Origin of the sequence: Achromobacter pulmonis, assembly GCF_902859765.1 — a bacterium.
GTDB classification, from domain to species: Bacteria; Pseudomonadota; Gammaproteobacteria; order Burkholderiales; family Burkholderiaceae_B; genus Achromobacter; species Achromobacter pulmonis.
Map to the genome: position 1 here is coordinate 90,652 of NZ_CADIJV010000013.1, position 21,447 is coordinate 112,098.

General features: G+C 61.8%; 26 protein-coding genes. 23 read left to right on the top strand and 3 right to left on the bottom strand.

What is annotated here, in order from left to right:
* Nucleotides 1-21: 21 nt before the first annotated feature.
* From HV701_RS13195 to HV701_RS13300, 22 genes are all read left to right on the top strand, one after another.
* On the top strand, nt 22-351 hold the full coding sequence (locus HV701_RS13195) for an HNH endonuclease (RefSeq protein WP_254595169.1): 330 nt from the start codon (nt 22-24) through the stop codon (nt 349-351).
* Nucleotides 352-551: 200 nt separating this feature from the next.
* Complete coding sequence (locus HV701_RS13200; RefSeq protein WP_068951814.1) at nt 552-1,034, top strand: phage terminase small subunit P27 family; 483 nt, start codon at nt 552-554, stop codon at nt 1,032-1,034.
* A gap of 3 nt (nt 1,035-1,037) precedes the next feature.
* Nucleotides 1,038-2,756, top strand: a complete 1,719-nt coding sequence (locus HV701_RS13205; RefSeq protein ID WP_175133476.1) for a terminase large subunit — start codon at nt 1,038-1,040, stop codon at nt 2,754-2,756.
* Nucleotides 2,756-3,982 (top strand): phage portal protein, encoded by a 1,227-nt coding sequence (locus tag HV701_RS13210; RefSeq protein ID WP_175133477.1) that lies wholly within the window; start codon nt 2,756-2,758, stop codon nt 3,980-3,982. Before HV701_RS13205 ends, HV701_RS13210 begins: the two co-directional genes overlap by 1 nt.
* 1 nt (nt 3,983) lies before the next feature.
* A complete protein-coding gene (locus HV701_RS13215; protein WP_175133478.1) occupies nt 3,984-4,622 on the top strand; it encodes an HK97 family phage prohead protease in 639 nt (212 codons plus the stop codon).
* Nucleotides 4,623-4,687: 65 nt separating this feature from the next.
* A complete protein-coding gene (locus HV701_RS13220; protein ID WP_175133479.1) occupies nt 4,688-5,878 on the top strand; it encodes a phage major capsid protein in 1,191 nt (396 codons plus the stop codon).
* A 48-nt stretch (nt 5,879-5,926) separates the two neighbouring features.
* Nucleotides 5,927-6,241 carry a hypothetical protein gene (locus HV701_RS13225; RefSeq protein ID WP_175133480.1) on the top strand — a complete coding sequence of 105 codons (315 nt, stop codon included), beginning with the start codon at nt 5,927-5,929 and terminating at the stop codon, nt 6,239-6,241.
* Nucleotide 6,242: 1 nt separating this feature from the next.
* Nucleotides 6,243-6,548: a head-tail connector protein gene (locus tag HV701_RS27030; protein ID WP_175133481.1), complete on the top strand. Its 306-nt coding sequence runs from the start codon at nt 6,243-6,245 to the stop codon at nt 6,546-6,548.
* Entirely contained in the window at nt 6,548-6,883 is a 336-nt protein-coding gene (locus tag HV701_RS13235) for a phage head closure protein (RefSeq protein ID WP_254595170.1), read from the top strand. The genes HV701_RS27030 and HV701_RS13235 overlap by 1 nt, the downstream gene beginning before the upstream one ends.
* Nucleotides 6,880-7,374, top strand: a complete 495-nt coding sequence (locus HV701_RS13240) for an HK97 gp10 family phage protein (protein ID WP_175133483.1) — start codon at nt 6,880-6,882, stop codon at nt 7,372-7,374. The genes HV701_RS13235 and HV701_RS13240 overlap by 4 nt, the downstream gene beginning before the upstream one ends.
* Nucleotides 7,367-7,717 (top strand): DUF3168 domain-containing protein, encoded by a 351-nt coding sequence (locus HV701_RS13245; protein WP_175133484.1) that lies wholly within the window; start codon nt 7,367-7,369, stop codon nt 7,715-7,717. The genes HV701_RS13240 and HV701_RS13245 overlap by 8 nt, the downstream gene beginning before the upstream one ends.
* Nucleotides 7,714-8,151, top strand: coding sequence for a hypothetical protein (locus HV701_RS13250; protein WP_175133485.1), 438 nt, complete (start codon nt 7,714-7,716; stop codon nt 8,149-8,151). Before HV701_RS13245 ends, HV701_RS13250 begins: the two co-directional genes overlap by 4 nt.
* A gap of 97 nt (nt 8,152-8,248) precedes the next feature.
* Nucleotides 8,249-8,896 carry a phage tail protein gene (locus tag HV701_RS13255; RefSeq protein ID WP_175133486.1) on the top strand — a complete coding sequence of 216 codons (648 nt, stop codon included), beginning with the start codon at nt 8,249-8,251 and terminating at the stop codon, nt 8,894-8,896.
* Nucleotides 8,897-8,983: 87 nt separating this feature from the next.
* Entirely contained in the window at nt 8,984-9,301 is a 318-nt protein-coding gene (locus HV701_RS13260; protein ID WP_175133487.1) for a phage tail assembly chaperone, read from the top strand.
* A gap of 38 nt (nt 9,302-9,339) precedes the next feature.
* Nucleotides 9,340-9,609, top strand: a complete 270-nt coding sequence (locus HV701_RS13265) for a DUF1799 domain-containing protein (RefSeq protein ID WP_254595171.1) — start codon at nt 9,340-9,342, stop codon at nt 9,607-9,609.
* 35 nt (nt 9,610-9,644) lie between these two features.
* A complete protein-coding gene (locus HV701_RS13270) occupies nt 9,645-15,242 on the top strand; it encodes a phage tail length tape measure family protein (RefSeq protein WP_175133488.1) in 5,598 nt (1,865 codons plus the stop codon).
* Nucleotides 15,239-16,129 carry a hypothetical protein gene (locus HV701_RS13275; protein ID WP_175133489.1) on the top strand — a complete coding sequence of 297 codons (891 nt, stop codon included), beginning with the start codon at nt 15,239-15,241 and terminating at the stop codon, nt 16,127-16,129. The genes HV701_RS13270 and HV701_RS13275 overlap by 4 nt, the downstream gene beginning before the upstream one ends.
* A complete protein-coding gene (locus tag HV701_RS13280; RefSeq protein ID WP_175133490.1) occupies nt 16,107-17,576 on the top strand; it encodes a phage tail protein in 1,470 nt (489 codons plus the stop codon). Before HV701_RS13275 ends, HV701_RS13280 begins: the two co-directional genes overlap by 23 nt.
* Nucleotides 17,576-18,016: a hypothetical protein gene (locus tag HV701_RS13285; protein WP_175133491.1), complete on the top strand. Its 441-nt coding sequence runs from the start codon at nt 17,576-17,578 to the stop codon at nt 18,014-18,016. Before HV701_RS13280 ends, HV701_RS13285 begins: the two co-directional genes overlap by 1 nt.
* A gap of 105 nt (nt 18,017-18,121) precedes the next feature.
* The gene (locus HV701_RS13290; RefSeq protein ID WP_054435073.1) at nt 18,122-18,565 is read left to right on the top strand and encodes a hypothetical protein; all 444 of its coding nucleotides are present in this window, start codon (nt 18,122-18,124) and stop codon (nt 18,563-18,565) included.
* 3 nt (nt 18,566-18,568) lie between these two features.
* Nucleotides 18,569-19,060 (top strand): hypothetical protein, encoded by a 492-nt coding sequence (locus tag HV701_RS13295; protein ID WP_175133492.1) that lies wholly within the window; start codon nt 18,569-18,571, stop codon nt 19,058-19,060.
* Between the two features lie 2 nt (nt 19,061-19,062).
* Nucleotides 19,063-19,329: a hypothetical protein gene (locus HV701_RS13300; protein ID WP_175133493.1), complete on the top strand. Its 267-nt coding sequence runs from the start codon at nt 19,063-19,065 to the stop codon at nt 19,327-19,329.
* 303 nt (nt 19,330-19,632) lie between these two features.
* On the opposite strand, the gene HV701_RS13305 is transcribed toward HV701_RS13300, so the two are convergent.
* Together HV701_RS13305 and HV701_RS13310 are read right to left on the bottom strand one after the other, a co-directional pair.
* Nucleotides 19,633-19,854 carry a hypothetical protein gene (locus tag HV701_RS13305; RefSeq protein ID WP_175133494.1) on the bottom strand — a complete coding sequence of 74 codons (222 nt, stop codon included), beginning with the start codon at nt 19,852-19,854 and terminating at the stop codon, nt 19,633-19,635.
* A 228-nt stretch (nt 19,855-20,082) separates the two neighbouring features.
* Nucleotides 20,083-20,295, bottom strand: a complete 213-nt coding sequence (locus HV701_RS13310; protein WP_254595172.1) for a hypothetical protein — start codon at nt 20,293-20,295, stop codon at nt 20,083-20,085.
* A 195-nt stretch (nt 20,296-20,490) separates the two neighbouring features.
* Between HV701_RS13310 and HV701_RS13315 the strand changes: the two genes are divergently transcribed.
* Entirely contained in the window at nt 20,491-20,685 is a 195-nt protein-coding gene (locus HV701_RS13315) for a hypothetical protein (RefSeq protein WP_175133496.1), read from the top strand.
* Here HV701_RS13315 and HV701_RS13320 read toward each other — a convergent pair.
* Nucleotides 20,669-21,361 carry an SOS response-associated peptidase gene (locus tag HV701_RS13320; protein WP_175133497.1) on the bottom strand — a complete coding sequence of 231 codons (693 nt, stop codon included), beginning with the start codon at nt 21,359-21,361 and terminating at the stop codon, nt 20,669-20,671. The genes HV701_RS13315 and HV701_RS13320 overlap by 17 nt on opposite strands.
* Nucleotides 21,362-21,447 lie beyond the last annotated feature (86 nt).

A 21,447-nucleotide genomic window follows, 5' to 3' on the forward strand; every position in this document is an offset into this window, starting at 1 on the left:
GGCTGCGCAGCTTTAGTGCGTATGCCCGGCTATTGCGACAAGCACGCGAGCGAGGCGATCGGATGGAGGCCCGACCGTGACAGGGGCAACCGGCACCAGCGCGGATATGGCGCGGGCTGGGATAGGCTTCGAGCGCTGATCCTCAAGCGCGATCGTTACCTGTGCCAATGCGAGGAATGCCAGCGAACCGGCCGAGTGCTGCCGGCCACCGAAGTGGACCATCGGATACCGAAGGCCGAGGGTGGCACCGACGAGCCGCACAACCTATGCGCGATCAACGTGGAGTGTCACAAGCGCAAGACAGCCAAGGAAAGCGGCAGAGCCCGCGCGAAGTCGAAGCGGTGGCCCTGACCCTAGGGCGTCCCGGATCGCCGGCTGCCGGGCTGCTGCGGCGGTCTGCGGTGCCGGCCGAGGCTCGACGGGAGGGGGGAGGGTCAATCTCTGGGCCGAAGGCCGCCAGTACCGCCCGTTCCGTCTTTTTTTTACGCCCGCGAAAAATGAAATTTAGCGGATCGCGCAATTTGCGCACTTTTTGACCAATGGAGTAGGTCATGCCAGGAGTTGCTGGGCGCTCCGGGCGCAAGCCGAAGCCGGCGGCAAAGAAGCTGGCGGCGGGCAACCCGGGAAAGCGTGCGATCAATAACGACGCGCCGTCATATGGCGAGATAACAAACGTCTTCGCGCCTGAATGGTTGCAGGGACACGGGCGCGATCTGTGGGAACACTTGGCGCCGCTGTTGTGCCGTGAAAAGATCCTGCAGGCCACCGATATCCAAAACCTGGAAGCCTACTGCGCCGCCTATGGCAGGTTCCGCTGGGCGGAAGAGGACATTCAGAAGAATGGAATCGTGGTGGCTGGCTCGCAGGGCGGACCGCTGAAGAACCCTGCGGCGACCGTCGCCAACGAGGCGTTGAAGCAGATGGCGACCTATGGCGCATTTCTCGGGCTCGACCCGTCCAGCCGGCAGCGCTTGCAAGGGCCGAAGAAGGCCGGCAAGGGGAATCCCTTCGCCGCGCTGCTGGGCGGAGGCTGACTGATGGCCGCGCCCCAGTACCCACGGGTGGCGCAGGCGCTGAAATTTGCAAAGGACGTTGTGAAAGGCAAGGTTCCGGCCTGCCGCTACGTTGTCCTGGCCTGCCAGCGCCACCTGGATGACCTTACCGCCAGCAAGGTGGCGAAATATCCGTATCGATTCAATGCTGCCGAGGCAGAAAAAAAGCTCGCGCTTATCGAGTTGATGCCCCATACAAAGGGGGAATGGGCGTTCAAGCGTCAGTTGGTGACGCTTGAACCTTGGCAAAAGTTCGGCTTGGCGGCAACGTTCGGTTGGGTGAAGAAAAAAGGCGGTTTGCGCCGCTTTCGCGAGTCCTATTGGGAGGTGCCGCGTAAGAACGGCAAAAGCGTGATCGCCGCGGGCGTCGGGATATCGATGTTCGTGGCTGATGATGAGTTCGGCGCCGAGGTGTATTCGGGGGCGACCACCGAAAAGCAGGCCTGGGAGGTGTTCCGGCCCGCGCGCTTGATGGTGCAGCGTTCCCCTATGCTGATTGAGCATATGGGCATTGAGGTGAACGCGCAGGCGTTGGCCAGGCCGGAGGACGGCAGTCGATTCGAGCCGGTCATCGGTAATCCGGGAGACGGAGCCTCCCCATCCTGTTCAATCGTCGACGAATACCATGAACACGACAGCGCGGCCTTGTACGAAACCATGCTGACCGGCATGGGCGCGCGCCGCCACCCGCTGATGTTCATCATCACCACGGCCGGCGCGAACATCGAGGGCCCGTGCTACGACAAGCGCCGCGAAGTAATCGAGATGCTTGAGGGCCTAGTGCCCAACGATGAGCTTTTCGGCTGGATCTGGACGCTGGATGAGGGGGACGATTGGACGGACCCCAAGGTCTTGGCAAAGGCGAACCCCAATATGGGCGTCTCCGTTTATGCCGACTACTTGGTAAGCCAGCAGCAACGCGCCATAAAGCAGGCGCGTTTTACCAACACGTTCAAGACCAAGCACTTGAACGTGTGGGTGACGGCGAAAGCGGGTTTCTTCAACCTGCAACAGTGGGAAGCCTGCAAGGACGAAACGTTGACGCTGGAGCAGTTTGAGGGGCAAAACTGCATTCTCGGTTTCGACTTGGCGCGCAAGCTGGATATGAACAGCATGGCGCGCGTCTTCTACCGGGACATCGACGGCAAGCGCCACTACTACAGTGTGGCCCCGCGTTTTTGGGTTCCGGAGGATACGGCCAACGATATCGAGAACCGCCGAATGGCGGAGCGGTTTCAGAAGTGGATCAATACGGGGCATCTGTACACGACGGAAGGCGCGGAGATCGACTATCGCGATATTCACGCAGAGGCTTTGGATGCGAACCGGCTGAACGCTGTGGAGCAGTCGCCGATAGACCCGAGTGGGGCAACAAACCTCTCGCATCACCTGGACGATGATGGGCTAACCCCCGTCACCATCGTGCAGAACTACACCAACATGAGCGATCCCATGAAGGAACTGGAGGCGGCGATTCAGTCCGGCCGTTTCCACCATGACGGAAATCCCATCATGACCTGGTGTATCAGCAACGTTATTGGCAAGAACCTGCCCGGTAACGATGACGTGGTGCGTCCCATCAAGCAAGGCAACGACAACAAGATCGACGGCGCGGTGGCGCTGATCATGGCCGTGGGCCGCGCAATGCTGCCTCCGGTGGCACCGAGCAACCCCTACGGCAAACGTGGATTGAGAACGCTCTAATGGCTTGGTACTCGAAATTTCTTCCGATGTCGAAGAAGGCGGCATCGCCGCCGGAGGTTATTGACAGCCCCGACAAGCTGGCGGCCTTCTTGGGCGGCGTGCAAACGGGCGCCGGCGTTGCGGTGTCAATGCGCGCGGCGATGCAGTACTCGGCCATGATGTCTTGCGCTCGCGTGATAGCCGAGGATATTGGCAAGTTGCCGCTGCACCTGTACGAGCAGGACGGTCGAATGCGCGAACGGCTGGCGGATGACCCGTTGTCCACGCTCCTGAATGTCGCGCCCAATGAGTTCATGACCGCGCGGGAATTCTGGGAGACCTGCGGTCTCCACTTGGCTCTGCGAGGCAACTTTTACGCCTGGAAGAATGTGGTGCGCGGTACGGTCCGCGAGTTGCTGCCACTACATCCTGGCTCTGTCGTTCCGAGGCTGCGCAGTGATTGGTCAGTGGTCTACCAGGTCACCTTTCCCAACGGAAAGGTCGACATCTTGCCGCAGGATGCGATTTTTCACGTTCGCATCCTGAGCATGGACGGACTGAACGGATTGGACCCAATAACGTACTTCGCGCGCGAGGTGCTGGGAGAGGCAATCGCCGCTGACCGCCAGGCGCAAGGAATGTTTCGCCAAGGCGCGAAGCTGTCCGGGGTGCTCTCGACTGAGGGGACGCTGAATGATGACGCCTACGCTCGCATCCGAGAAGACTGGGAACAGACATACGGCGGGGTGGAGAATGCCTACAAGGTTGCGATCCTCGAAGGCGGGCTGAACTTCAAAGAAATCAGCATGACCAACGAACAGGCGCAGTTTCTGGAGCAACGCAAGTTCAAGCGCGGTGAGATGGCGGGGCTATATCGGATTGCACCGCACAAGATCGGCGACCTGGAACACGCGACCTTTTCCAACATCGAGCATCAAAGCCAGGAACATGTGACCGACTGCCTTATGCCGTTGGCTACCAAGATCGAAGCCCGCATTCGGGTGTCGCTGGTGCCAAAGGACCGCAGAAATCGAGTTTTTGCCAAGTTCAACATGAACGCCCTGCTACGTGGCGACATGACGGCGCGGGCCAACTACTACACCAAGCAAATCCAGAACGGCGTTTACTCACCCAACGACGTGCGCGAGCTGGAGGACGAGAACCCCCGGGACGGCGGGGATATCTACCTCACGCCTTCCAATATGTTGATCGACGGGAAAGTGCCGGCGGCGCCGGCGAAGGAATGATATGGAAATCAAACGCATCTCTGTGCCCTTCGAAATCAAGGAAGTGGCGGACACCGGAGAGTTCATCGGATACGCGTCGGTCTTTGGCGTGAAGGATGCCTACGACGAGATCGTGGTCCCCGGCGCCTTTGCCGACTCCATCGCGGACTGGAAAGGGAAGAACGCGATGCCGCCCATTCTCTGGCAGCACCGCAGTGGAGAGCCCATCGGTGTGCATACCGAGATGCGCGAGGACTCGGTGGGGCTGTACATCGAGGGAAAGCTGGTGATGGGCGTTTCGCGCGCCCAGGAAGCACATGCGCTCATGAAGGCGAAAGCCGTTCGCGGGATCTCCATCGGCTTCGTCACACGAGAAGACAGCTTTGATCGCGTGAGCGGGGTCCGGTCCCTCAAGCGTGTGGACCTCTGGGAAAACTCCATCGTGACGTTCCCGGCCAACCCTGCGGCGCAGGTTACGGGCGTCAAGCGGCTGCAAGAGGCCGACAGCATTCGGGACTGCGAGGCCTACCTACGGGATGTGGCGGGTATGTCGCAGTCGGAGGCAAAGGCATTCGTGTCTCGCCTCGCCGGTATCTCTCAACGGGATGTTGAGAGCGTCCAGGCGCTGCAACGGCTGAAATCTGCCATGCGCCTCTCGTAAGTGGCTTTCAACGCAACCAATCAAGGCCCGCCAAGCGCGGGCCTTTTTCATTTCAGGAAGGAAATATGGAACTGAAACAGATCATCGAAGACCTGGGCCGCTCGTTCGAAGAATTCAAGAGTGCCAACGACCAACGTCTGGCCAAGCTCGCCAAGGGCGAAACGGTCGAATCGCTGGAAGCCAAGCTGGCGAAGATCGACGCCGACATCAAACGCCTGGACGACCTGAAGTCGGCCGTGGAAGACCTGGAAAAGCGCGCCAATCGCATCGGCGTGCCCGGCGCCGAAGACCCGGAAGCCGCTGCCTACAAGTCCGGCTTCGACAAGTTCATGCGCAAGGGCGACTCGTCCGAGATCGAGCAGAAGGCCATCAATACGGGCACCGAGGCCGATGGCGGCTATGCCGTGCCGGAGCAACTGGATCGCCAGATCATCCAGTTGCTGCGCCGGACGACCGCCATGCGCGATCTGGCCCGAGTTATCACCATCGGCACCCCCGACTACAAGAAGCTGGCCAACCTCGGCGGCGCGGCCGGCGGCTGGGTCGGCGAAGAGGACGCCCGTCCGGAGACCGCCCATCCCAAGCTGGGCCAGGTATCGGCCTACATGGGGGAAATCTACGCGAACCCCGGCGCCACGCAAACCTCGCTGGATGACGTGTTCTTCAATGTCGAACAATGGCTGAACGAGGAGGTGAACATCACCTTCTCGGAGAAGGAAAACGCGGCGTACACGTCCGGGGACGGCGTGAAGAAGCCGAAGGGCTTCCTGGCCTATCCCGTCGCGCTGACCAAGGACGGCACGCGACCCTTCGGCACCATTCAGGTGGTGGACACCGGAACGGCCGGAACTTTCAACGGCGACAACCTGATCGACCTGGTGTACGAGGTCAAGAAGGGCTATCGCCAGAACGGCAAGTGGTCGATGACCACGATGGGCCTGAAGATGGCCCGCAAGCTCAAGGACGCCGAAGGCAACTATCTGTGGCAACCGGGCCTGCAGGCCGGCGAACCGTCGTTGCTGCTGGGCTATCCGGTCGTCGAAAACGACGACATGCCGGACCCCGTGGCCGATGCGTTGTCCGTGGGCTTCGGCGACTGGAAGCGCTTTTACACCATAGCCGACCGCATCGGCACGCGCATCCTGCGTGACCCGTATACCAACAAGCCGTATGTGCATTTCTACACCACCAAGCGTGTCGGCGGCATGGTCGAGGACTCGCAGGCCGTCAAGCTGCTGCGTCTGAAGGCGGCTTAACCATGCCCGGCCGGCCCGCGTGGCCGGCCTGGTCTTCTGGAGATTGATATGCCGATCAAGATCACGAAGGCGTTTCAGTGGTCGCCCAACGGTTACGACGTCACCACCGTCGAAATCGGTGAGCATGAATCGTTGCCAGATCGCGCGGCCGAGATCGCTTTGCAACTTGGTGTGGTTGGTGAGCAGGAGCAGACGCCGGCCACTCCGCCTGTCGCGGTCGTGGCTACGGCGGCGCCGGAAAGTGCGCAGAATGGAGCGGGCAGCGAGCCGTCTCAAGTGCCGAGCGCCGCCAGTGAAGGGGCGGCAACCGACCAGACCGAGGGTAAGTCCGGCCGGCGCCGCAATCGTGCTGCGGGGGCGTGACATGGTTGATAACTGGCTGACGCTGGAAGAGGCGTGCAGTCACCTGCGTACAGATCCTGGCGCCGAGGCTGACCCGGATATTCGGATGGCTCTGGAGGCGGCTAAGGCGGTCGTTTCGGACTACCTGCGGCGCCCGATACCATGGGCCAACGCCGCGGGGGAGGTCGTGCCTGTCCCTGGCAGTGTCGTGGCTGCCACAAAGCTGGTTCTGGGTGAACTATACGAGAACCGCGAGGCAGCAGCGAACCCGCTGAGCGAAGGGGTGAAGCTCCTCCTTTGGCCGCATAGAAACGTCAGGATCATGTGATGAGCGCCGGCAAACGAAATCGCCTACTGGAAATCCTGCGCCGTGGTCAAAGGCGTGACCAAGCAAACGACCTTATCGATGAGTGGGAGCCAATCGGAAAAGCCTGGGCCTCCATTCGATACGTCTCGGGGATCGTCGCAGTCAAGGCGGGAGCCGAGCAGGAAGTGACCAAGGCCAGCATACGCCTTACCTATAGGAGAAACATCGAGATGGGGATGCGCTTGCGCCACGGGAACGACGTTTTTGAGGTCGATGTGGTTCTGCCTGACGAGGATCGCCGCCGGCATGTGGACCTGGTGTGTCGAAAGCTGAGCGAGCGCGAGGTGGTGGCATGAGGAAGGCCAAGCTTTTCCGGCCAAACTCGGTTTCGTTCACGATGGAGGGGGACATAGAGGCCCAGGTGGGCGCCTTCTTTGATCGAATCAAGGAAGAGGCATTGCGCCCCGCGGCGCACGCGATGGCCGTCGTCTTGTATGACGAAATGCGGCTGCGTGTGCCCCATCGTCTTGGCAAGCTCCAATCTGCCATTTATCGCTGGTTCGACGACAAGCGGTCGACGCCGGATCGGAAAACCTACATGGTCGGCGTCAACGTCAAGAAGGCACCCCATTGGTGGCTGGTCGAATATGGGCACTGGCGGCGCCATGCCGTTGTCCAGTTGGACGATGGGGGTTGGATCACGCTGAAGAACAAGCCGCTCAGAGTGCCCGTCTTTGTCCCGGCCCAGTCCTACCTGCGGTCCTCTGTGGACGCCAAGCTCAAGGCTGCTGCGGAGGCCGGCCGTCGGCGGCTGGCCGAGAAGGTGCGGGAGATTCAGAATGGTTGAATCGTTGATGCTCCAGGCATTGGCGCCGATCTTCGAAGGGCGTGTATATCCCGACGCTGCGGCCGGCGATACGCCGATGCCTTTCGCCACGTTCCAGCAAGTCGGGGGCACGTCCACAGTGTTCATGGACGGCGCCTTGCCGGACAAGCAGAACGCCCGCATGCAGATCACCGTATGGGCAAAGGGCAGGGCGCAGGCGTCGGAGCTTATCGCCAAGGTGCAGACGGCGTTGTGCGGCGCGCCGTACTTCGGATTGCCTCAAGGGGCGCCCGTCTCGCTGCGTGACCAGGAAACCGGCTTTAAGGGTGCCATGCAGGACTTCAGTATCTGGTACACGCCATGACGACTCCCATTGTTATCGCCGGTGCCAGCGTTGCTTTATGTGCCGATGTTCCGCGAGTCGTGGGGCCGGGTGCGTTTGATTCGCTGGCGTTCATCCCTATTCGAGGCGTGCGGGTCTCTGGCTCGCTTGTGCTTCAGTACCAGACTGCCGCCTTCCATGCCCTGGGAAGCGCTGCGCCATTCCAGCGCCGGGTGGCTCGGGCGCCCCAGACTTTGCAACTGGAGCTTCTGCGTCTGGTCGACCCAGGACAGGCCATGGTGCGGCAGGCTGTCGGGCTGGATAAGCCCTACAGCTACCGCATCACGCTGCCGCGCGTTGGGGCGCATTTCTTCGTTGCCCGCGCCTCAAGCCGTTCCCTCTCAGTCGGCAGTGCCACCGACCTGGCCGGCGTGACGGTCACTCTTGAACTGGAAAGCCAGATTGTCGAGCCGTAGCAGGCCGCTACATCCATTTCCGTCGTCTGCCCGCTTTGGGCAAAACCTACAGCCCGCGATAGCGGGCATTTTTTCGTTCAATGCAAGGAGCTTAGACATGTCTGTCTCTCTTCCGAACGGTGTTGTCCTGTCGCTCGCGACCGGCTACGCCAATTCGAAAGCCATTTCGGCGATCACCAACGCCAATCCCGCCGTCGCCTCCAGCGCGGCTCACGGCCTGGCCAATGGCGCCCTGGTCGAACTGAAATCCGGCTGGCAAAAGCTGAACGAGCGCATCTTGCGCGTCGCGGATGCCGCTGCTGGCACGTTCGCCCTGGAGGGTATGAACACCCTCTCGCCGATCCAGTTCCCGGCCGGCACCGGGGGCGGTTCCGTTCGCGAAATCACCACCTTCACGCAGATTTCGCAGATCCTGGAAGTGTCCACGTCGGGCGGCGAAATGCAGTTCGCCACCTACAGCTTCCTGGAAAACGACTTCGAAGCGCAGATCCCGACGCAAGCCAGTGCGCAGTCGCTGGCGATCACCATCGCCGACGATCCCTCGCTGCCCGGCTACAAGGCGCTCCAAGCCGCCGCCGAACTGCGTGAAGTGCGCGCCCTGCGCGTTGCGTTCCCCAATGGTTCGGTGCTGCTCTACAACGGCTACGTGTCGTTCAACGAGACTCCGACCATGACCAAGGGCGAAGTGATGGGCGTGCAGGCCACCTTTTCGCTACTGTCGCGGCCCGTTCGCTACGCCGCGTAATTTCCAAGGCCGGCCAAGCGCCAGCCTACGGGCCGCCCACGGACGGGTGGCCCGTTTTTCCCAATTCTCTATTTTTCGGAATCTCTCATGGCAAAGATCAAGTTCACCCTCACGCCCAATCCGACCTTCAAGCACAAGGTGCCGATGCCCATTCCGGGTGGTGCGTTCGCGGATGTGGAGTTCACCTTCAAGCACCGCGGCAAGGAGGAATTCACCGAGTTTCTGGAGCGCGCCAAGGACATGGACGACACCGACCTGGTGCTGGCCATCGCCAGCGGCTGGGAACTGGAAGAGCCGTTCGACAAGGACAACGTGGGTCAGCTGGTCGAGAACTACGTCGGCGCGGCCCGCGCCATCTTCACGGCCTACATGGACGAAATCGTCAAGGCCCGCCTGGGAAACTGACCTCGCTGGGTGCGGCGCTCTACCGCCGGCCTCCAGATGTGAAGGAACTGGAGGCATTCGGCCTTACGCCGGAAGACGTAGAGGCGCCGCCTGTCGAAATATGGCCGGAGAGCCAGCAGGCGTTCGAAATATTCGCTTCGCTGCGGACCCAGTGGCGGGTCAGCTTTGCCGGCGTGACCGGCCTGGACTATGGCGTTCTCTATCGCAGGCTTGACCGTCTTGGCTTGTCTGCCGAGCGATACGACGAGTTGGAAGACCAGATCCGCGTCCTTGAGGATGCGGCGATGCAGGAAATAAATCGCAAGTAGCCGCCTATGGGTGGCTTATCTTTTTGGAATGTGTCATGACTGATGAACTGGCCAGAAGTGTTATCCGGGTCGATGGTGACGCGTCCGGGCTGACTGCGGCCATGGCCGAGGTGACACAGGAAACCGGCAAAGCCAAGAAGTCGCTCGCAGCGTTGGGGCGTGACGCATCGCAAGGGATGACCAAGGCGGCCGAAGAGGGCACGCAGGCCGGCCGCAAGCTGGAGCGGGCCACGCAAAGCCTGGTGAACCAGATTGAGCGCCAAATTGCCGTGACCGGCGCGGGCGCACGCGGAACCGCCTCCTACTATGTGGAACTGGCAAAGCAGCGCGGCATCGACGCCAATCAGCTGAAGCCCTATCTGGACCAGCTTGAGGCCGTGACGCGCAAGCAGGCCGAGGCCAAGGCCGCGATCCAGGCCACCGCGCCGGCGGTCGAGCAAATGGGCATGTCGGCCAAGGCCGCCGCTGCGGCAATGCGCGGGCTGCCTGCCCAATTCACCGACATTATCGTGTCGTTGCAGGGCGGTCAGCGTCCCATGACGGTGCTGATGCAGCAGGGCGGCCAGCTGAAGGACATGTTTGGCGGTCTTGGTCCCGCTGCGCGGGCGATGGGTAGCTACATTGCCGGCCTGGTCAATCCGTTCACGCTGGCCGCCGGTGCGGTGGCATTCCTGGGGGCGGCCTACCTGAAAGGGGTAGACGAATCCCAGGCGTTTAACCGGACCGTCATTCAAACGGGCGGGGTTGCGGGCGTGACGGCCGGCCAGCTGCAGGACATGTCCCGCCGTGTGGGCGATGTGGCCGGCACGCAGGGAAAGGCGGCAGACGCGCTTAAGCTCTTTGCCAGTTCTGCCAAGGTCGGTGCGGAGAATATGGAGCAGTTCACCGCGGCGGCGGTGCGCTGGGAGAAGGTCACGGGCGCCGCCGTTGCCGATACGGTGCAGAACTTCATCGAGTTGGGGAAATCGCCGCTGGAAGCGGCCCTCAAGCTCAATGAGGGCATGAACTTCCTGACCGCGACGACGTATGAGCAGATCCGCGCGCTGGAGCGGCAGGGCAAGACCGCCGAGGCGGCGAGCGTGGCCCAGCGTGCCTATGCCGACGCGCTCAACGACCGCGCGCCCAAGTTGTCCCAGAATCTCGGGCTGCTGGAGCGTGCCTGGAAGGGAGTGAGCGACACCGCCCGTGGGGCCTGGGATGCGATGCTTGATATCGGCCGCGCCGGCACGCTTGAAGAGCGCATTGCCAAGCAGGCTGCGACCGTTCAAGCGCTGGAAAGCAAGCTTCAGGCTCGATTGGCTCGCGGTGCTGCCACCGGCAACATGGCCGATCTGATCAAGGCTGCCGCGACCGAACAGGAGCGACTGGAGCGCGAGTATTTCGAGGCCCAAGGCAAGGCGCAGGCCGAGCGGGACCGCCGCAAGGCGCTGGACCAGACGCAGTTTCGCGCCGACTACCTGGAGGACGACAGCCGCAACACGAAGCCGCAACAGCGCCAGCGCGCCATCGAGAAGGAGGCGGCGGCATTCCGCAAGGCGGCGGAGGGCCTGAAGGAAGGCACGGACGAGTATCGCCGGGTCTACGCTGCCCACAAGGTCAAGCTGGCCGATATCGACAAGCAATTTGAGGATAAGGATGCGGGCAAGGGCCCGTCCGGTGCCGAGTCGGAAATAGCTCGCCTGCGTGCCCGGATCGCAGAAGAAAGGGCGCTCGCGGTCGAATTGGACCAGCGCGGCTTGCACACGAGCAAGCTGAACGAGTATGAGCGGCGCTCGGCGGAAATCGGCGAACTGCTCAAGGGGAACCTCAAATCCCAGGTGCGGGCCAGCCTGGAGCGTACCAAGGCGCTGGCGACCGAGGCGGGAGCGCTGATGCGTGCCAACGCGGAGACGAAGGCTTTCCAAGAGTCCCGCGAGAAGTATTTCGCCAGCCTGGAGGACGGCGTAGCCAAGATCGCTCAAGAGGCGCAAAGCGTTGAAGACCAGGTTGCCACCTATGGCCTGAGCAAAGCCGCGCTGGAGCAGTTGACGATCGCGCGCCTGGAGGAACGCAAGGCCGCGCTCCAGGGGTTCGACGGCTCCGAGCGGGAAGTCGAACTCATCGAGAAGGAAATCGAGGCACGCAAGCGCTTGGGAGCCGCAATCCGGCAGAAGGACATCAAGGACGCCCAGAAGAAGGCGACCGACGAAATGGCGCGCGACTGGGAGCGCACCGTGGACAAGTACGGTGACGTGTTCCGCCAGGGCTTTGCCGACATGTTGAACAACGGCAAGGATGGCTGGAAGTCGTTCACGAAGTCGCTTGTCACGACGTTCAAGACGACTGTGGCGGACCAGATCTATCGGATGTTCGCCCAGCCGTTCGTGGCGACCATCATCGGCAACCTGGCCGGCGTGATGGGCAGCAGTGCGGGCGGCGGGGGCTTGGGCGGTGTGGCTGGCGCTCAAGGTGCTGTCGGCGGTGGGCTGAGCTTAATGAACGCCCTGAGCGTTGCGCGCACCGCCTATAGCGCCCTGACCGGGGGCTTCACGGCAACGCTCGCCTCGGGCATCTCCTCTATCGGCAGCGCGATTGGATCCTCGGCCGCGCAGCATTTTGCCCTGGGGATGACCGGCCAGGGGGCGAGCTTAGCGGCCGGCCTTGCCGGTCCGACGACGGCGGGCAGTTCGGCCGCCGCTGCTGGGTCCATGATGGCAAGCGCGATCCCGGTGGCTGGCTGGATCGCCGCGGGGATGATGATCAATCGCTCGCTGTATCGGGCAGGCTGGGATGCGGGCAACGGCACCATGGCGCCGATTGCCAAGTACAACCCGATTACCGGGCCCTCCCTATGGACCGATAAGGCGCTGCGTGCCGTGGGCGTGGGCGGTGAGTGGGCGTCGATCCTGTCGGGTTCGTCGCTTATCGCTCGCGCCTTCGGGCGCGGTGCCAAGCAGTACGGCGACACCACGATGGTGGGGGATTTCAACTCACTCGGCTTCAATGGTTACACCAGCACGCCCTGGAAGCAAAAGGGCGGCTGGTTCCGCAGCAGCCGTAGCGGGATGCAGGTCGGCGCCCTGGATGGCGACTTCCTGAGTGACGTTGGCGCAGCATTCGAACAGATGAAGACAAATGCGGCCGGCCTTGCCGAAGCGGTCGGCGTGTCGGCCACATCGCTTGCCACCTACCGCGATCAATTCCGAATCAAGCTGACCAAGGACCAGGAGGAAAACCAGAAGCTTTTGGAAGAGGCGCTGGCGAATGTGGGTGAGAACATGGTGCGTTCGCTGGTGCCGAACATCGCCGACTTTTCCAAGGAGAACGAAACCGCCTCAGCTACCTTGCAGCGCCTTGGGGCCAATCTGGGGGCGGCCAATCGGGCGCTCAAGTTGCTGGATCTGAAGCTCTATGACGTGTCGGTGTCGGGCGCGGCCACCGCCTCCAAGCTGGTGGACGTCTTTGGCAGTATTGACGCGATGAGCCAGGCGACTGCTCAGTATTACCAACTGTACTACTCCGAGGCCGAGCGGGCGAAGCTGAGCTTGGCCGACATGGCGGATTCGCTGAAGGGCCTCAATCTCGCCTTACCCAACACCATGGCCGAGTTGCGAGGGATGGTTTCGGCGCTGGATCTGACGACCGACGCCGGCCGCAAGGCTTATGTGGCGCTCCTGGCTATTGCGCCGGAGTTCGCCGCAGTCATGGAGGCTACCACCCGCCGGGGCCAGGAGGCCGCCAGCAAGTTACTGGAGGCGTTCACGGGCCGTGGTTCCCTCGCGGGTGCCTTGGACGGGGTGGCGTTGAAGGCGTTGTTGCTCGCCGATTCGTTGGCTCAGGTCGGCACGTCGACGGGGCAGATATCCCGCCTCTTTCTCGATCTGGATTCGGGCTTGCTCGATTTCAGTGTCTCCAATGTCCGATTGGACGGCTCGCTTTCGGGCGCTCAAGAGGCCAGTATGTCTCTGGTTGAGCAGATGGAAGTGCTGCGCAGCACGGTCGGTGGCACCGTCATTGACTTTGCCGGGTTGGCCGGGGCGCTGGAAAAGGTCGACTCCGACGTTTTTGTGGCGACCTTGACCGCCGCTTTTGAGCAGCTTGCCACCCGCATGCGGTCATTGTTGGACAGCATCGCCAATGAGCGAATAGCGGTCCGCCAAGCGGCCCAGCAGGTGCTGGACCCGGGAGCGATGTCGCCTGAGGCTATCCGCAAGGGCATCCAGGAGATTGCGACTGCCTTGCCTAGCAACGCCGGACTAGTGGCGGCTGGCGCGCAGTTGAACGATGCTGAGTCGGTGCTTGCGCAGAAGTTGAGCGCGCGAAATGCCGCGGAGCGGTCATACAACTCGGTCAAGGCGTCACACGACACCGCGACGGGAAACCTTGCCGCGGCCCAACAGCGGGCCACTGACGCTCAGGCGTGGCTGGACAAGCTTAACTGGGATATCTACGCGCCGAAGACGGTTCCGTACAAGAAAAAGAACTGGAAGGAACTGGATGCCGCGCGTTCCGTTGCCCAGGCGCAGCTACCCGCTGCCCAGCAGGCGCTTGCACAGGCCCAGGCGGCACTGGCGGCCGCGCAGGCCGCCGCAGCTGCGGCGCCGAGCGCGTCAGAGGTCAGCCGGCTACAGGCGGCCTATGCATCGGCCGTGACGGAAGCCGCCAGCGCGCAAGCGGTGGCGACCGAGGCGGCGAACAAGGCTCGCACCGAGCAGACGGCCTATGCGGATGCGTTGCAGAAGTTCGCCCTGGATGCCACCAAATCGGTAGGCAAGCTGGGCGAGCTTCGCGCGGAAACGCTGCGGTACTACGAAGCCCAGAAGGCGCTGGCGAACTTGCTCGCGGAGGGAGCCAAGGGCCTGCGCAAGACGGTGAAGGACTACCGCATTAGCCAGTTGTCGCCTGAAGACCAGTTCGCCAACTTGCAGGCGGATTACGCCAAGGCGTATGCCAAGGCCATGGGGGCTGATGGGGAGGAACTTGCCGGCTATGCCGACGAGTTGAACAACCTGATGTTGCCCATGCTGGAGGCAGCCAAGGGGGCGTTCTCCTCGGATGAGCAGTATCAGGCGTTCATCGCCACGGCCTTGGCTCGCGCCGAGGCTGTGGCGGGGCGCATGGATGCTGTGGCGCCGAAGGACTACCAGAAGGAGAGCCTGGACCTACTTGCCGAGATCGACGCCAAGCTGTTGGAACTGGAGAAATCTGCGCTTTCGGGCGATCAGGTGCTGACCAACGCGATCAATGCTGCGCGTGATGCGACGGTGAACGGGCTGCGACAGGTCGTCAACGCCTTGACCGGCAAGGCGGTCGCGGCATTTGCCAAAGGCGGCTTCCACACTGGTGGCCTGCGCTTGGTCGGTGAGAACGGGCCGGAACTGGAAGTCACTGGACCGTCTCGGATTTTCAATGCGGATCAGACGCGGGCAATCCTGGCGGGCGGTGACGACAGCCAGATGCTGGTGCTGCTGCGAGCGCTCTTGCAAGAGCAACAGCGACTGCGGGAGGAAGTCGAAAACTTGCGGATCGAGGCGCGGGCGACGGCGAGCAATACCGGCAAGGCGGCGCGCCAGTTGGATCGCATTGAAGCCGATGGCCTGGTTGTCCGGCCGGATGGTGCTGAAGCGCTACGTGTGGAGGTTATGAACGCATGAAAGTGATCAAGCCGGCTTCTATTGGCCGCGATCAGTTGGTTTCGTCCAGCGTGCCCGAAGATGAGTACGCCACCTATAACCCCTCCATTGATTATCCAGTGGGGGAGAAGGTGGTGTACGACTCCAAGGTGTACGAGTGCGTCCAGACGCCGAACAAGGGCAATACGCCGGGGGCGGCGCCGCTGTACTGGGCGCTGGCCGGACCGACGAACCGATGGGCAATGTTCGATAGCGAGGTAAGCACGCAGACGATTGGCGACAGCCCGTTGCGCGTGGTGGTGCGCCCTGGTTTGGTCAACAGCCTGGCACTGCTGGAACTCGTTGGGACGAGGGTTCATGTCGTCGGTCGCGAGGGTTCGGATGGGCCAGTTCTCTACGACACCGAACGCGTACTGGAAGGGTCGATAGTGACCAACTGGTACGAGTACTTCTTCGAACCGTTCTCGCCTCTGACGGAGCTTGTCCTTACCGACCTGCCGGCCTATGGCAGCCTGCATCTTGACGTGTCGATCTTCGCGCCGGAGGCGCAAGCCGCGTGCGGGGCCATGGTCTGCGGCACCGCCTATTTCATTGGCGAGGCGGAATACGGCGGCAGCGCTGGGATTGTCGACTACAGCCGCAAGGAAACCTCGGAGACAGGCGTTACGACGTTCCGCAAACGCCGGTTCTCGCGTCGTATGTCGCAGCGTCTGTGGCTTGAGGGCGCGCGGTTCGCGGCCGTATATCGGCTCCTGTCTGGACTTCGCGCCACTCCCTGCGTTTGGATCGGCACGGACGCGGAGGGCTACGGCCCCTTGACCGTCTACGGCTTTTATCGGGACTTTTCCATCGATATCGCATATCCCCTGGTGAAGTTCTGCAACCTTGAAATCGAAGGACTTACTTGATATGGCAATTACGAGCCTTCCGACCCCGCCCAGTCGAAGCGATCCGGAGAATTTTCCGGAACGGGCGGACGCATTTATGGCTGCGCTGCCCCAGTTCGCCTCCGAGGCCAACGCCCTGCAAGCGGAGGTGGCTGAGGCAGTCGCGGCGGCCGACGCTGATGCCTTGGAAGCTGCCTCCAGCAAAGCCGCCGCGCAGGTCAGCCAGAGCCAGGCTGAACAATCCGCGCTCGCTGCTGAAGTCTCTCGGCATGCCGCAGGCCAGATGGCTGACGAAGCGGGGGCGAGCGCGCAGTTGGCGCAACAGTGGGCCAGCAAGATAGGGGCGCCCGTCGATGGAGACGCTTTTTCGGCGAAGCACTACGCCGAGTTGGCTGCCAGGGGAGCAGGGCTGCCTGTCTATATGCCCGGCAGTGTGCCCCAGCTGGACGTTGGACCTATCTATATTGCAGGGAAGGGCATTGCAGAATGGAACCCGGGTACCGGCCATTATCACGTTCGCTTCGATACCCCTGTGGGGGCGGTGGCGTGGTGGCCTCTGCGCTCGTCCATTCCTGCTGGTCGTATCCCTGCGGACGGGTTCCTGCTGGCGCGAGCTACATGCCCAGAGCTGGCCCAAATGGTGATCGACGGTAAGCTGCCTGTGGTGACTGAATCGGAATGGCTGGCCGATCCGCTCAAGCGTGGCTGCTACACCTTGGGCGATGGCTCCACCACCATCCGAGTGCCGGACCTCAACGGGCAGTCAGCCGGATCTGTAGGCGCATTGTTCTTGAGAGGCGATGGTGCGCTCTCCAACAATACCAACGGCCTTATCCAGCGTGATGCGTTGCAGAACATCACCGGAAAAACTCGAAATTGGCTCACTCTCCCTAATTCCCAGGACCCAGGTGAAGGGGCGCTGCGAAAAGAAGATATCGGTTCCACGGGTTCAGGCGGTACGTCTGTAACTCTGCAATTTGTGAACTTGGGTTTTGACGCCTCGCGGTCCGCGAGAACAGCGGCAGAGACCCGACCCGTCAACGTTTCCGGCGTTTGGACAATTCAGGCTTTCGGCGTGGTCACCAATCCCGGAAGCGTCGACGCCGCGCAGTTGGCAAGTGACTATGCCGCGCTGAACTCGGCATTCCAGAATGCTCGCAGCCAAGTATTCGGTGTGGGGCAGAGCTATCAGGACGTCACGGGCTCGCGGGCATTCGATCTGACCGTCTACACCAACACAACCGGGCGTCCCATCGTCATCCATATTGGGTTCAACCTGTCAGGGTCTGGGATTGTGGAGGTTCAGATTCGGCCAAGCGGCGCCACGGGTTGGATTCCGGGAAATCTGATGGGTTGGCCCTCTGCTATTACCGGCATGTCGATGATGTGCGTTATAGCCGCGGGCGCGTCCTACCGAATGCAGAAGGGCAATTCAGCCACCATCAGCAACGTCTACGAGTATCGATAATGCAGACATTCAGAGATACAGAAACGGGAGAGTTTTGGGAGTTCGACAGCGACGTTCTAGTGGAAAGCGAGGGTGGAGTCTACAAATTTGTCGCGCCATTTGGCGGCGTTCTGGACACGCCATCCACTTTGGTTCAGTCGTCTCGGTCCCCGAGTGTTGAGGTGAAATATGTGCCCGCGTCAGTCTCCCGCTACCAGGGCCGCGAGGCCATGCGCCTCACGCCATTCACCAAGCAAGGAGAGGCGGACTGGACGTTGTTCGACGCATTCGAAGAACTGTTGAACGACCCCAGCACCCCAGCTTACTACCGTCGTGCCTGGGACGAGTTGCAGGCTTTTGAGCGAGAGAGCGCGATGCTCAATGCAGCGGCCGAAGTCCTGGGCCTCACTCAGGCCAAGCTGGATGACTTATTCCGGCTTGCGGCAGCTTTGAAGGCCTAGCGCCCGGCAACCACGTATTGGTCTTTTTCTTGCCCGCTTCGGCGGGCTTTTTTTCGTCCACACAACGGGAGGGCAGCAATGCGAACCCATCAAGGGAGTATTCGAATGGAACCCAGTTCCACCGGTTTGGGTGGCTTGGCGGCCTTGAAGGTCGCAATGGCTTACGGCATTCCCGCCGCCGTGGCCGCAATGCTCGGGCTGCTGATCATGCCGCCCCGCACCGCGCGGGAATTCACCGTTCGCACCGTTTGCACGGTCGCGTGTTCCTTCATGTTTGGGCCGGCCTTGGCCGGCGCAGTCATCGCGTGGAAGCCGGGCCTGATGGATGCCATGACTTGGTTGGCCCACCATGGCGCCGGATCCGACGATGCGCTACTGGCGAAGTTCTATGTCCTGGGGCCGAGCATGCTGCTTGCCGGCTTGCCGGCATGGTGGGTGCTGGGCGCCTACATGCGCTGGATGGCGAGCATGCGGCAAAAGGGATTATTGGAATGGTTGGCCGAGGCACGGGCCAAGCTGCTGGGCCTTCGGTCGGGCGGGGAGGGCTGAACTATGGACTTGAAGAAGATGATCTATAGCGCTATCACTCCCGCGCTGGCGCTGCTGCCGGCGCGCATGGACACGGCCGAAGCGCGCGTCATGCTGCTGGCAATCGGCCTACAGGAAAGCCGCTTTTTGCATCGGCGCCAGATCGGCGGCCCGGCGCGAGGCTTCTGGCAGTTCGAGAAGGGCACCCGCGCGAGCCGCGGCGGCGTGTGGGGCGTGTTCCTGCACGCGGCGAGCAAGGGCCACTTGGCGGCCTTGTGCAAGGCCCGCAGTGTGGCTTGTGACCCGGACGCAATCTATGCGGCGCTGGAGTATGACGACGTGCTGGCCGCTGGTGTGGCGCGGTTGCTGCTGTGGACCGATCCCAAGCCGCTACCGGCCATTGGCGATGCCGACGCGGCGTGGTCGCAGTACCTGCGCACCTGGCGCCCTGGAAAGCCTCAGCCGCAGACCTGGCCGGCGCTGTATGCCCAGGCCATGGCCGCGATGGAGGTCTGACCATGCTCGCATTCATGCAACGGATATGGGGCTATGTCGTCGCCGCTGCGGCGGCGGTTGTCGCGGTGGTGTTGGTCTATTCGCGCGGGCGCAGCGCCGGCCGCGCGGATGAGCGCCAGGAGCGAAACGACCGAATCAACGAGCAGGCGGCGAAAGCCCGCCAGGAGGTGCGCAATGTGGAGGATGAAGTGGCCCGTATGGGCGATGACGCTGTTTCTGATCGGCTCAAGTCTGGCTGGGTGCGCGGCCCCCGCCGGGGTGGGCGTTGAGTATTGCGACCATGCACGGCCGATCTACTTCGATTCGGATGCACAAGTCGAAGCTACTCCGTCGCAGGTACGCCGCCAAGTGTTGGACCGCAACGAGGTTTGGCGTGTCCTGTGCGATTCTCGCTAATGTGCCCGCATGAGTTGCAGCTTGCACGGAAAATAAAGCGGGCTTGCGAGAGCGCAGTTGCCGAAGTAAGTGGCACTCAACTGGATTTCCGTCGAGTGCCTTGGCATACCTCATGGGCCGAATTTACTAAATGGGGTTCGCTTAGGCGGGGTTGGAATTCCCTTCCGCTGGGCTAATTAGCGCAAGCGTTGGAAAGTCGGATTGCCAGTGTTTCTGGCATGCGCAAGCGCATGTTCACTCATGAGTATGCAACCACCGCTATACGCGGTCATCGCGTCTTGAACAAAGGCCGCAGCGGCCCATTTCTTGTAGAAGGCCGTTTGAATGAACCAATCTTCAACTCTTTCTGTGACGCGTTGGGCGCTTTCGCCAGAGTCTTGGTTGAATAGTGCCAGCACACGGTCTCTATCGCAAAGTAGAGGTGGTGAACTTGGCGGGTAATTAGCGGGCTCGGGGAATACGAAACGACGACCAAGTGCCATATATCTTTTTGTGTGAAAAATTAAGGAGATTTTAATGTATCACAGTGTGTCGCTATCGATTCAAGGTCCATTTCTATTGCCCTCCTAGCACCTCGTTCACCGGAAGGTAGTCAGATGACTCGAAAGTTTGGAGCGCTCCTATTATTAATCGACCATCCATTGCATCCACCAGCCCTGGTAGTAGCGCACGCCGGCGATTTCTTCGAAGCCACAGACCATCATGCCGCGGTCGGAGTTGAAGGTGAGAAGCTGGGGTTCTAGAAGGTCAGGAATCGCGCTTGGCACCCTAGCGCCGAACTTGGCAAGGGCATCCATGCTCATGCGCTCAACATGGCGATTCAGCCCCTTGTGAAGCATGGAGTACATCCGGACTGTACCCACGACGGGCAGGCCTGGGTCGTTGTCGCGGCGGCGTTCGCCAAGGTGGTGTGTGCGTAGGACGCTGCACTGGAATTGCACGATCTGCTCGAAAAATACTGTACATATATCCAGTATAATTCCCCCTCAAAGCGGTGCAATTAGGCCCCGATTTTGCCCGTTGGGGGACGGAACATGGCGGATGTGTCGGACTGGCAGCAGAGGGATGAGTACTACTGGGCGGGGCCTGGAGGCTGGACGATCTGCAAGGTGTTCGCGCAGAACCGCTGGCAGTACGAAGTCTGGGGAGCGAACGGCACGCGCCACGGCATGGAGCCGACTCTGGCCGCCGCGATCACGCTTTACGACAAGGTCAAGCCGGCGGCATAGGCGGCACCGGCTCGATGGCGTCAGGAAGTTGGTATTTTGAGTTCCCCACTTCCTGGCGCACCGGGTGCCAGGTGAACGTCGTTTCCGGTAGGCCATGCTCCAGCAGCGCAAGTGCGTGGGCGGTGGGAAATTCCGGATCCATCCAGTGGATGGCCAGGTCGGCCGGCAGCGCCACCGGCCGGCGGTCGTGTACGTCGATCATGCCGCCAGCGGCGTCGTTGGTGACGATGGCGAAACCGTGGGCCTCGTCCTTCTCCGTGTCCAGCCGCCAGTTGCTCAGGCCGGCGAAGAACAGGGGCGCATTGTCGGTGGCGTGGATGTAGTAGGGCTGCTTGGGCGGCTGCGGCCCATCGGCTAGAGGCTTCCATTCATACCAGCCATCTGCCGGCACCAGGATACGGCCACGGGCCGTGAGCAGCTTCCACGGCCAGGCGTTGGCGAGGATCTTGTCCAGCCTCGCGTTTGACATGAGGTACTTGGAGTTGTGCGGGCGCCAGCCCCAGGGCAGCCGCTCCAGTTCGAAGTCGCTCGCGAGCCGGTGCATTGCCATTGGGCGCGTGCCTGGTGGGATGTTGTAGCGGGGGCCGGCCGGGTCATCGAAGACGCGGCGAGGGTTGGGAAAGATGCGCTCGACGTAATCAAGCGGCCCGGACTTCTGGACGATGCGACCGCACATGATGCGCTCCTGACCAGGGGAGCGACCAGTATAGATGCAGAATTTCACGAACAAATCGCGTCTTGGATGCCATTGCCTCTGTTATC

Excerpts from the sequence above, each read along its gene's own strand:
- HV701_RS13195 (WP_254595169.1), top strand. The coding sequence starts at position 22 with ATGCCCGGCTATTGCGACAAGCACGCGAGCGAGGCGATCGGATGGAGG.
- HV701_RS13200 (WP_068951814.1), top strand. The coding sequence starts at position 552 with ATGCCAGGAGTTGCTGGGCGCTCCGGGCGCAAGCCGAAGCCGGCGGCA.
- HV701_RS13205 (WP_175133476.1), top strand. The coding sequence starts at position 1,038 with ATGGCCGCGCCCCAGTACCCACGGGTGGCGCAGGCGCTGAAATTTGCA.
- HV701_RS13210 (WP_175133477.1), top strand. The coding sequence starts at position 2,756 with ATGGCTTGGTACTCGAAATTTCTTCCGATGTCGAAGAAGGCGGCATCG.
- HV701_RS13215 (WP_175133478.1), top strand. The coding sequence starts at position 3,984 with ATGGAAATCAAACGCATCTCTGTGCCCTTCGAAATCAAGGAAGTGGCG.
- HV701_RS13220 (WP_175133479.1), top strand. The coding sequence starts at position 4,688 with ATGGAACTGAAACAGATCATCGAAGACCTGGGCCGCTCGTTCGAAGAA.
- HV701_RS13225 (WP_175133480.1), top strand. The coding sequence starts at position 5,927 with ATGCCGATCAAGATCACGAAGGCGTTTCAGTGGTCGCCCAACGGTTAC.
- HV701_RS27030 (WP_175133481.1), top strand. The coding sequence starts at position 6,243 with ATGGTTGATAACTGGCTGACGCTGGAAGAGGCGTGCAGTCACCTGCGT.
- HV701_RS13235 (WP_254595170.1), top strand. The coding sequence starts at position 6,548 with ATGAGCGCCGGCAAACGAAATCGCCTACTGGAAATCCTGCGCCGTGGT.
- HV701_RS13240 (WP_175133483.1), top strand. The coding sequence starts at position 6,880 with ATGAGGAAGGCCAAGCTTTTCCGGCCAAACTCGGTTTCGTTCACGATG.
- HV701_RS13245 (WP_175133484.1), top strand. The coding sequence starts at position 7,367 with ATGGTTGAATCGTTGATGCTCCAGGCATTGGCGCCGATCTTCGAAGGG.
- HV701_RS13250 (WP_175133485.1), top strand. The coding sequence starts at position 7,714 with ATGACGACTCCCATTGTTATCGCCGGTGCCAGCGTTGCTTTATGTGCC.
- HV701_RS13255 (WP_175133486.1), top strand. The coding sequence starts at position 8,249 with ATGTCTGTCTCTCTTCCGAACGGTGTTGTCCTGTCGCTCGCGACCGGC.
- HV701_RS13260 (WP_175133487.1), top strand. The coding sequence starts at position 8,984 with ATGGCAAAGATCAAGTTCACCCTCACGCCCAATCCGACCTTCAAGCAC.
- HV701_RS13270 (WP_175133488.1), top strand. The coding sequence starts at position 9,645 with ATGACTGATGAACTGGCCAGAAGTGTTATCCGGGTCGATGGTGACGCG.
- HV701_RS13275 (WP_175133489.1), top strand. The coding sequence starts at position 15,239 with ATGAAAGTGATCAAGCCGGCTTCTATTGGCCGCGATCAGTTGGTTTCG.
- HV701_RS13285 (WP_175133491.1), top strand. The coding sequence starts at position 17,576 with ATGCAGACATTCAGAGATACAGAAACGGGAGAGTTTTGGGAGTTCGAC.
- HV701_RS13290 (WP_054435073.1), top strand. The coding sequence starts at position 18,122 with ATGGAACCCAGTTCCACCGGTTTGGGTGGCTTGGCGGCCTTGAAGGTC.
- HV701_RS13295 (WP_175133492.1), top strand. The coding sequence starts at position 18,569 with ATGGACTTGAAGAAGATGATCTATAGCGCTATCACTCCCGCGCTGGCG.
- HV701_RS13300 (WP_175133493.1), top strand. The coding sequence starts at position 19,063 with ATGCTCGCATTCATGCAACGGATATGGGGCTATGTCGTCGCCGCTGCG.
- HV701_RS13310 (WP_254595172.1), bottom strand. The coding sequence starts at position 20,295 with ATGCTTCACAAGGGGCTGAATCGCCATGTTGAGCGCATGAGCATGGAT.
- HV701_RS13315 (WP_175133496.1), top strand. The coding sequence starts at position 20,491 with ATGGCGGATGTGTCGGACTGGCAGCAGAGGGATGAGTACTACTGGGCG.
- HV701_RS13320 (WP_175133497.1), bottom strand. The coding sequence starts at position 21,361 with ATGTGCGGTCGCATCGTCCAGAAGTCCGGGCCGCTTGATTACGTCGAG.